7 protein-coding genes and 1 rRNA gene are annotated in these 9,031 nt (G+C 74.9%); 4 read left to right on the forward strand and 4 right to left on the reverse strand.

Annotated elements, in window-relative coordinates; all coding sequences use genetic code 11:
• Together rrf and ABZW30_RS45770 are read left to right on the forward strand one after the other, a co-directional pair.
• A 5S ribosomal RNA gene (rrf, locus tag ABZW30_RS45765) occupies positions 1 to 76 on the forward strand; the annotation flags it as partial.
• A gap of 225 nt (positions 77 to 301) precedes the next feature.
• Complete coding sequence (locus tag ABZW30_RS45770) at positions 302 to 2,410, forward strand: phosphocholine-specific phospholipase C (protein WP_355677272.1); 2,109 nt, start codon at positions 302 to 304, stop codon at positions 2,408 to 2,410.
• A 100-nt stretch (positions 2,411 to 2,510) separates the two neighbouring features.
• Here the strand turns inward: ABZW30_RS45770 and ABZW30_RS45775 are convergent, their stop codons facing one another.
• Positions 2,511 to 3,170: a hypothetical protein gene (locus ABZW30_RS45775; protein ID WP_355677273.1), complete on the reverse strand. Its 660-nt coding sequence runs from the start codon at positions 3,168 to 3,170 to the stop codon at positions 2,511 to 2,513.
• 166 nt (positions 3,171 to 3,336) lie between these two features.
• A complete protein-coding gene (locus ABZW30_RS45780; RefSeq protein WP_355677274.1) occupies positions 3,337 to 3,564 on the reverse strand; it encodes a hypothetical protein in 228 nt (75 codons plus the stop codon).
• Between the two features lie 281 nt (positions 3,565 to 3,845).
• Here ABZW30_RS45780 and ABZW30_RS45785 point away from each other — a divergent pair, with 281 nt between their 5' ends.
• Entirely contained in the window at positions 3,846 to 4,496 is a 651-nt protein-coding gene (locus ABZW30_RS45785; protein ID WP_355677275.1) for an LPXTG cell wall anchor domain-containing protein, read from the forward strand.
• Positions 4,497 to 4,529: 33 nt separating this feature from the next.
• A complete protein-coding gene (locus ABZW30_RS45790; RefSeq protein ID WP_355677276.1) occupies positions 4,530 to 5,024 on the forward strand; it encodes a hypothetical protein in 495 nt (164 codons plus the stop codon).
• Between the two features lie 65 nt (positions 5,025 to 5,089).
• Here ABZW30_RS45790 and ABZW30_RS45795 read toward each other — a convergent pair whose 3' ends face one another.
• Both ABZW30_RS45795 and ABZW30_RS45800 read right to left on the reverse strand, forming a co-directional pair.
• Positions 5,090 to 5,971: a chitosanase gene (locus ABZW30_RS45795; protein WP_355677277.1), complete on the reverse strand. Its 882-nt coding sequence runs from the start codon at positions 5,969 to 5,971 to the stop codon at positions 5,090 to 5,092.
• 47 nt (positions 5,972 to 6,018) lie between these two features.
• Entirely contained in the window at positions 6,019 to 9,000 is a 2,982-nt protein-coding gene (locus ABZW30_RS45800) for a hypothetical protein (protein ID WP_355677278.1), read from the reverse strand.
• Positions 9,001 to 9,031: the final 31 nt, after the last annotated feature.

The raw sequence follows: 9,031 nt of genomic DNA on the forward strand, positions 1-9,031 counted from the left end.
GAACCCGGAAGCTAAGCCTCACAGCGCCGATGGTACTGCAGGGGGGACCCTGTGGGAGAGTAGGACGCCGCCGAACAATTCTTCAGAAAAGGCCCGCCCGGCTTGTCGGGCGGGCCTTTTCGCATTCCCCGGCCAGGGCCTCGGCGGGCTCCCAGTCGGGCGGCCGCAGCGGGAGGTTGACTGGACAACAGTTGGCCGAAAGCTCATGCGGCGTTGGGTGGAAGACTGTGTACGCCCCGCGTGTGGCCCCTATGTTCGAGCCTTCTCGAACCCATGCATTCACGACTGGGAAGGACATGACGTGGCCTCCATCGCCAGGCGCCGACTCCTCCAGCTGGGCGGCGCGTCCGTGGCCGCCGCGGGCCTCGGGGCGTTCCTACCCGTACTCAGCAAGGCTCTGGCGCTGCCCGCGATCAGCAGGACCGGTTCGATCGAGGACGTCGAACACATCGTCATCCTGATGCAGGAGAATCGTTCCTTCGACCACTACTTCGGCACCCTCCGCGGGGTGCGCGGGTTCGACGACCCGCGGCCCACGCTGCTGCCCGACGGCCGGCCGAACTGGCATCAGCCCGCCGCCGCCGTGAAGACCGGCCGCTACCACGACCGTGGCCTGCCGGCCTCCGAGCAGGAGGTGCTGCCCTGGTACATCGACCCCAGGAACACCACCGAGTACCAGGCCGGTACGGATCACGGGTGGAGCAGCGGCCACCTCGCCTGGAACGAGGGGCGCCACGACCAGTGGGTGAACCAGAAGCAGGACGTCATGACGATGGGTCACCTCAAGCGTCAGGACCTGCAGTACCACTTCGCCCTGGCCGACGCCTTCACCGTCTGCGACTCGTACTTCTGCTCCGTCCACGCCGACACCGCCCCCAACCGCATCCACCTCTGGACCGGCACCAGCGACCCGCGCAACGTGTACGGCCGCAAGCCCAACGGCCCCGGCCTGTGGGAGCGCAACGGCACCAACGGCTACACCTGGACGACCTACCCCGAGCGCCTGGAGGCGGCGGGCGTCAGCTGGAAGCTGTACCAGGGCGGCTCCGGCGAGCCGGGCACCCCCACGGACAACTACACCGACAACTCGCTGATGTTCTTCCAGCGGTACCAGGTCGCCGAGGGCGCGTCGGGTCCGCTCGTGGAGAAGGGTGCCACCGACCACACGCTCAAGGAGTTCCGGGCCGACGTCGAGCAGGGCCGGCTGCCCCAGGTGTCGTGGATCGTCCCGCCGTACCAGTACAGCGAGCACCCCTCGGCCACGCCGACCGACGGCGCGTACTACATCAACCTCGTGCTGGACGCGCTCACGTCCAACCCCGAGGTCTGGGGCAGGACCGTCTTCCTCATCAACTACGACGAGAACGACGGCCTGTTCGACCACGTCGTCCCGCCGATGCCGCCGGTCGTCAGCCGCGCGGGTGGTCAGGGCATGGTCTCCTCCGACCTGGAGGCGAGCCTCGGCGACGAGCTGCTGGACCTCGCCAAGTACCCGGGCGAGATGGGCCCGCTGGTCCCCGGCGCCGACCCGGGCGGGCTGCAGCCGATCGGCCTCGGCCCACGCGTGCCGCTGCTGGTCATCTCCCCGTGGTCGCGCGGCGGTTGGGTCTGCTCGGAGACCTTCGACCACACCTCCGTGCTGCGGTTCCTGGAGGCCCGGTTCGGCATCGGGGAGCCCAACATCAGCGCCTGGCGCCGATCGGTCTGCGGCGACCTCACCTCGGCGCTCGACTTCTCCGGCGCGGACGATCGGAAGGTCTCGATCCCGGTCCCGGCGCCGATCGCCTCCCGGGGCAAGCCCTACCAGGTGCCGCTGCCCCAGCGGATGCCCACCCAGGAACCGGGCACCCGTCCGGCCCGCGCCCTCCCGTACGACCTGCGGGTCAACGAGGAGGAGACCGACACCGAGGGGCAGTTCCGGCTCGAACTGGACAACCAGGGCTCGGTGGGTGCGTGGCTCTACGTCTACGACCGGACGGCGCCGACGGCGGCCCCTCGCCGCTACACGGTCTCGGCCGGCGACACCCTCGGTGACCACTGGCCGCTGACCGACGGCGGCTACCACCTCGTCGCCCACGGACCGAACGGCTCGCTGCAGGAGTTCGAGGGCAAGGCCCGGGGCGAGCTGGTCGCACGCTTCGAGCCGGCGAAGGCCCAGGTGTGCGTCACGGTCTCCAACAACGGGTCGGCGGCCCGGACGGTGACCGCCGAGAACGCCTACGCGAAGGGCTCGAAGCAGAGCCGCGTCGTCCGCCCCGGCGACGAGGCCCGGTTCACCTTCGACCTGCGCGCCGAGGGCCGCTGGTACGACGTCACCGTGGCGGCCGCAGACGGAGCGACCTTCCGCCGCCGCTGGGCCGGACACCTGGAGAACGGCAGCCCGGGCACCAGCGACCCCGGCCCGCGCTGACCCGCTGACCGCCCCCGCCCCCCCGGCCGCACACAGACACCGTGCGGCCGGGGGCCGACGGCACACCCCGCGGCCCAGGCCTCAGGGCAGCGGTCTGCGGTCAGCCGGTCGGCTGCCAGGGGCGACCCGGGACCCACAGGGGGACGGGGCCGCCGCGTGGCATGGCGCGTGCGGCGTCGTCCTCCAGCCAGGCATCCACCTGGGCGGGATCGCCCTCGCTCAGCTCCACCAGGGCGGCCGCGGCGATGCGGGCGCAGCACAGGACGAGGGCGAGGGTGTCCTGGCGGCGGTGCCGCTCCCGGATGTAGGCCTCGCCCCGCTCCTCGATGTGCCTGCCGTGGGACGGTCCGTTCCCGCCGGCCAGTGCCTGGACGCCGTGCCACACCAGGGTCAGCGCGCAGGGTTCGGCCGGGTGCGTCACATCCTCCCGGTGCGCCTGCTCGCGAGCCTCGGCCGATCGCCGCCCGAGCCACTCCAGGGCCGTCGGCCCGTCCTCCCCGCAGGAGCGGAGGAGAAGTTCGGCGGCCTGTTCCGCGACGGACCGCAGGACCGCCGAGGCCGGCACCCGCAGGCCGGGCGCGGGGGCGTCGCCGAAGGACAGCCACGCGTCCGCGAACGAGGCGGCGCGCAGCCCGCCCACCCAGGCCGGGGCCCCGCCGGGCGCGCCGAGCCAGTCCCGGGCCCCCAGCCGGACCAGTCCCACCGCGACCAGTCGCGCCGCGTCCCCGTCCAGGCCCAGCAGCCGTCCGCTCCGCACCATGCACCCCCACCAGCGCTCGTCACCCCGTCGGGCACATCCCACCACACCGGGATGCGAACGAACTAGACAGGGTCACGTCACGAATCGGGACCGATGCGGTGCCGGCCGCCGAACGCACCGGAGGCGTGCGACCGCCCGGGGAGCGGTCGGCACGGGTCCTGCGGGGTCAGTCGACGTAGAGGCGCCACTCGCCGCCGTCGGAGACGAGTCGGCAGGTGTAGCTGTCGTACTCGCCGGTGTCGACGAGGGCCTGGCCGTACGCCTCGCAGGCGGACGGGCCGGCGGGGAACCAGCCCATGTCGGTGGCGGCGTAGGCGGCGGTGGTCTGGAGGACGACCGCGCCGGCGGTCAGCGCGAGGGTGGTCAGGGCGGTGCGGGGCCACAGACGGGGCACGGGAAGCCTTTCCGACGGGGCGGCGAGCGGGTGCTCTGCCCGGTCCCACGTGGGGCGGCGCGGTCGCGGTTCAGGTCTGACGGCGGTTGAAGGCGCTTGAAGGCGGTTCTCGACGGTGGACCCGGTGAACCCGGGGAGCTCCGCGGGCCGTACTTGACGGCGACGGCCCGCTACGGCCGTCCGCCGCCGCCTCGCGTGCCCACCGCTTCCCACGGACGGGGCGCGCGGGGCGGCTCTCGTGACCCCCACGAACCCCCTGAACCCTCCAAGGAGATGTACAGATGAAGCACGTACGCCGCGCTGCCGCGGTCACCGGTGGCGCGGTCGCCGCCCTGGCGCTGGCCGGCACCGGGCAGGCCTTCGCCTGGCACCCGAGCGACGCCTCCCTGACGGTCGGCTGCCGGGCGGACACCGGACACGTCGAGCTGGTCCTCGGCAACAACTACAAGGCCGCGGGCGACTACACCCTCAGCCGGATCGGCGGCAGCGAGGAGTACCACGGCACGCTCGGCGCGCACGACACCGTCAAGGTGACCGTGAGCTACTCGGGCCACGGGGACGACTGGCGGTTCACCCTGGCGGACACCCACGTCGACAAGCGCGTCGCCGATGTTCCGCTCTGCCCGTCCGCCACCCCGACCACCACCCCGACCCCGCCGGTCACGCCGACCGTGACGCCCGCCCCGACGTCGAGCCGCACGGCCACGCCGACCCCGAGCGGCACCCCGTCGGCGACCCCGTCCGGCACGCCGTCCTCGCCCGCCGCGCACCCTTCCGCCGCGCCCTCGGCCAGCGCGAGCGCCGCGCCGGCCCTGGCACAGACCGGTGGCGGCGGCAGCACCACCCTCGCCGTGGCCGGCGCCGCCACCCTGGCCGCCGGTGCCGGACTGGTCGTGGCCGGGCGTCGGGTCGCCGCCCGCCGCAAGGCCTGACGGCCGGTCGGAACCTCGGAAGGGGGCGGCGGGATGCTCGTCGACGGGGCGTGGCGGATCACGGTGGTCGGCAAGGACGCGGACTTCGACCAGCGGGCGGTGGTCCGCACCCCGTACGGGACCCTGGTGCTGGCCGGCGTGGTGGGGGAGTGCCTGGTCGTCAACGCGGACACCTGGGAGCTACGACTGGAGCACCTGTGGCCGGGGCGCGGATGGCGCCCGGACGCCGAGGTGGTGCCCGGGCCCGTGACCACGGTGGGCGGCCGCCGTATCCGGGAGGTCCGGGCGACGGACTGCCACTGGCCGGGTCACCCGCGCTCGGGCGTGCCGCGGAATCTCGTCCTGCGGCTGGACGCGCTCGGCCCCGAGGCGTCGGAGGTGTCGAAGACGTCGGAAGCGTCGAAGGTGCCGGAGGCGATCGGCCCAGCCGCGACGCCGCTGATCCGGACCAGTTCCGACCCGGGGTCCGCGCCCGGGAGGACCGGCTCCTCGACGGCGAAGTCCGGTGCCGAGAGTGCCGGTTGGTGATCCGGCGTACGTGAACGGAGAGGGGCGGCCGCGCGAGCGGCCGCCCCTCTGCGCGTGGTGCGCCGTCAGCGGTCGATGCGGTACGACTCGCCGTAGACCTTCCACACCAGCGGGGTGTTGAGGTCGAGGTTGCCCGCGCGCAGGAAGACCAGTTGCTCGGTGTCCACGCGGTCGGTCTCCTCGTGGGCGGCCTCGGTCTTCATCGCGGCCCGGCGGGCGTCGAGGAAGGCCGCGAGGTAGGTCTTCTCGTCGCCGCCCTGGGCGGGTGTCTTGGCCTTGCGCATAGCGGCCGCGCGGATCCCGCCGAAGCTGACCGGCTCGTCGCCGGGGCCGTGCATGACGATGGCGTCGTAGTAGATGAACTGGCCCAGGGCTCGCAGGCCGTCGGTCTGCGCCTGCATGACGGCCGGGCTGAAGTAGACGCGGTCCCGCTCGTCCTGCTGGGCCTGCTGGAACGCCGGGTCCTGGGCCGCCTTCTTCCAGTCCCCGGTGAAGTCGGGGTCGAGGCCGGAGTGCGAGGCGGAGCCGTTCACCTTGTGCAGCGCCGGGAGGTACTTGCTGAGGGCGTTGCCCGGCTTGAGCTGCTCGTAGTGCTGCACGAGGTCGAGCATGTCGCCGGTGCCGGAGCAGAAGCCGATGATGCCACCGGTGTAGCCGCGGCCGTCCTTGATGTCCTCGATGTACGCGAACTGGGCCTTCCAGTTCAGCGAGGAGTTCTCGGCGCTGGAGACCAGCTGCTGGGCGATGTCCTTCAGATGGGGGTCGTTCAGGCCGGCCGCCGCGCCCGGACCGGCCGTGGCGCCGGTCGCGGCGGGCTGGGGCTGGGGCTGGGTGGTGCGGTGCGGGCGGGCGCTGGCCACGGTCGCGGTGACGGCGGTGATCAGCACGGCGGCCATGGCGACGTGCAGGGCCTTCGGCCGGGACTTGCGGGCGTGGGCGGGCGGCATGCGTGCTCCGGGGTCGAATGGGAAGGGAGGGGCCGTCCGTCGTCCGGTCAGGCCTCGGCGGCCGGCTCGGGGTCGGGATCGGCGCGGACGGAGAGCGGTTCGGAGACCGGTTCGGAAAGTGGCTCGGGACGGGGTTCGGGAAGGGCCGCGCCAGGGGTCAGCCGGAAGCGCTCCGGGCGGGCGACCGTCCGGCGGTCGGCCGGGGCGACCTTGTCGCGGCGCTCCAGCCAGGCCCGCAGCCGCTCCCGGGCACTGCGGTCCCGTTCGGCGTCCGGCGCGGTCGCGACCGTGCCACCGGTCTCGCGCAGCAGCACCCGGGCGGGCCGGGCCGCGCCGTCGCCGGGGACGGTCTCGACCACGACGAAGCCGGTGCCCGGGCCGAAGGCGACCTGCGGCACTTCGCCGTCGGCGCCGAACACGGCGGTCCGGCGCCCGGTCGTGGACCAGACGACGAACTCGACCTCGGTGCCGAGGTCGGCCGCGGGCGAGGACAGGCCGGTGACCGGCGCGGGTTCGACGAGGGCCAGGCCGGGCGGGTACGCCTCCAGCACCTCCGGCGGGAGGTCCGTGCCCAGCAGGACCGCGCCGTGATGGCTCGGCAGCCGGCGCAGACCGGACGCCAGGCAGGCGAAGTACGGGGCGAGCGGGCCGGGGGCACCGCCGCGCGCCTCGGCGACCACCGCCGTCCTCCCGGCGGGCACAGCCGCGCCCTCGTGGTGCAGCAGAACGGCGACCAGGTCGGGCTTGAAGTCGTCCCGGCCGCTCGACCGCAGGCCCGGGAGCCGGGTGACGGCCGGTTCGACGCGCCCGGCGCCGCGCTGGTAGTGCTCGCCGAGGAGGGCGCGGAAGGCGTCCCGGTCGGCGGCGCTGCTCACGGGGGCGAGCGCCAGGGCGTCCGCCGCGCCGAAGTAACGCGCGGCGAGGGCGAGCGACGGGGCGGGCTCGGCGGGAGCGGGCGCCTCGGTGGGTTCGGCGGTCTGCTCGGGCTCCTCGGCCTCCCGGGACACCTCGGCCTGGACCGGGGCCGGGGCTTCTACGGACGCCTCGGCCTCGACGGGTTGCCCCGGTGCCGGGGCCGACTCCGCTGCGGGTGCGGCCGGTTCGGCGGCCACCGGCGGGGCCGGATCGGGAGCCGACGTACGGACCGGCCCGCAGACCGGCTCCGCGGCTGAGCTGGGCCGCTCGGACGGGCGCCCGACGACGGGAGGCCCGGCCGAGGCAGCGGCGGTGGCCGTCTCCTCGGCGGCGAACGGCCCCGCAGCGGCAGCCGGTTGGTGAGCGGCGGGCGTGCTCACCGGGTCTCCGCCACTGCTGGTGGCGAGCCCGGCCGGCGGAGCCGCCGGTGGGAGCAGATCCGGGGCGGCGGACGCGGCGTGACCGGGGTCGACAGCCGAGGGGAGACCCGGGTCGGCACCCGAGGGCAGGCCCGCACCGCGTGGCCGGACCGGCCCCGTCGCGAAACCCGCGCCCCCACCCGCCGCCAAGGTGAACCGCTCCGGCACCGACGGCGCGCCGAAGCCGCCGCCCACCGCGTAGGTGGTCGGGACGGCCGGGGCCGGGCCGGCGATCCCGCCCGGCTGACCGCCCTTCGCGTGGGCGGGAGGGTTGAGCCACACCAGTCCGTGCATCCGGGCGAAGAAGCGCGCGCTGCTCTCCGACGCCGAGTCGACCAGGCCGTGCAGCAGCAGCCCGAACCCCCGGACGCCCGGGGCCGGCAACTGGTCGAGCAGGGCCGACAGTTGCTCCCATACGTCGTGGGTGATCAGCCGGGCCCGCTCGCCCACCACGAGCAGCGGGCGGGCCGGGTCGGGGCGCAGCAGTCGCGGTGCCCACGCGTACGGCGGCTCGGGGCGCAGCCAGAGACCGGCCGGGACGGCTTCCAGGCACCAGAACGGGAAGGCGTCGAACAGACCGGGGCCCACCGTCCGCCAGGCGGCGCCGCCGTTGCGCCAGGCGGCGCCGACGGTGTCGTGGCGGCCGGTGGAGGTCAGCCGGATCAGGTACGGCTCCCAGGTGGTGGCGCCGCGGTGGTCGAGCATCCGCGCGGTGTAGACGCCCTCGTGGGCAACGGGGAGGCCGACCGAGGCGTGCACCGGCCGGCCGAGCCGCTCGGCGAGCGTCCCCGAGAGGACGGCGAGCGCGCCCGGGTCGGCCCAGGGCGCGCTGACCACGAGCTGGTCCGAGCCGGTCGGCAGGGAGAGCGCGGCGTCGGCGAACTCCTCGGGGGCGAGTACGGGTTGGGTGGGGGTGCCGACCAGCAGCGGGGTCGTGCCGGGCGGTGTGGCGAGCTGTCGCAGGAACGGCATCGCGGGTTCGGGGCGGGCCGTGACGTGGTTGAGCCAGAAGCCGGTGGCCAGCCGGTGGACGGCGACGGAGACGGGCAGCGCGGTCGGTCCGGGCGCGGCGACGGTCCGGGAGGGGACGGCGGGCGGCGGCCAGGGCCCGGCTTCCGGCTGCCCGGCCTGGAGCGCGGTGGTGGCCTCGACGGTCTCGCGCAGTCGGCGGGGGCGGCCCCCGGGAAGGCAGTTCCACCAGGTCGCGGGCTCGTGGGAGCCCTCGGGCGCGGTCACCTTGAGGGTGCCGTCGGGCTGGATGGAGACCAGGCCGTCCGGGGCGACCACCGGGATGCCGGCCTTGTCGGCCACCACCTCGGCGGGCCGTCGGCCGCCGGGGCCGAGCGCGGCGAGGCCGGAGGCCGCGAGGATCAGGCTGGACGCGCCGCGGGTCCGGGCGATCAGTCCGAGTTCGGCCATCTGCTCGCGCAGGACCGGGGCGGCGTCGGCTGCCGCGGCCACGACGACGAGGGCGTTCGGCACCGGCCGCAGGCTGCCCATGGCGGCGGACAGTTCGGCGTCGCTCACCTCGCGCGGGGCGATGACGTAGTGCGGGCCGAACGGCCGCAGGACGGAGCGGGACGGCGCGCGGCGCGCGGGTGCGGGCGGCGTCGCGGGCGGTGTGTTCCGGCGGCCGAACCGGCGGCGCGGGGCCGGTTCGGCCGCCGCCCCGGTGAGCTCGCTCCGCTCGCTCATGCGCCCACCTCGCTGCGCTCGGCAGGCGCTT

Source organism: Kitasatospora sp. NPDC004669 (genome assembly GCF_040609455.1).
Classification (GTDB): domain Bacteria; phylum Actinomycetota; class Actinomycetes; order Streptomycetales; family Streptomycetaceae; genus Kitasatospora.

Coding starts and splice junctions, on each gene's coding strand:
- ABZW30_RS45775 (WP_355677273.1), bottom strand. CDS start 3,170: ATGGTGCGGAGCGGACGGCTGCTGGGCCTGGACGGGGACGCGGCGCGA.
- ABZW30_RS45785 (WP_355677275.1), top strand. CDS start 3,846: ATGAAGCACGTACGCCGCGCTGCCGCGGTCACCGGTGGCGCGGTCGCC.
- ABZW30_RS45790 (WP_355677276.1), top strand. CDS start 4,530: ATGCTCGTCGACGGGGCGTGGCGGATCACGGTGGTCGGCAAGGACGCG.
- ABZW30_RS45795 (WP_355677277.1), bottom strand. CDS start 5,971: ATGCCGCCCGCCCACGCCCGCAAGTCCCGGCCGAAGGCCCTGCACGTC.
- ABZW30_RS45800 (WP_355677278.1), bottom strand. CDS start 9,000: ATGAGCGAGCGGAGCGAGCTCACCGGGGCGGCGGCCGAACCGGCCCCG.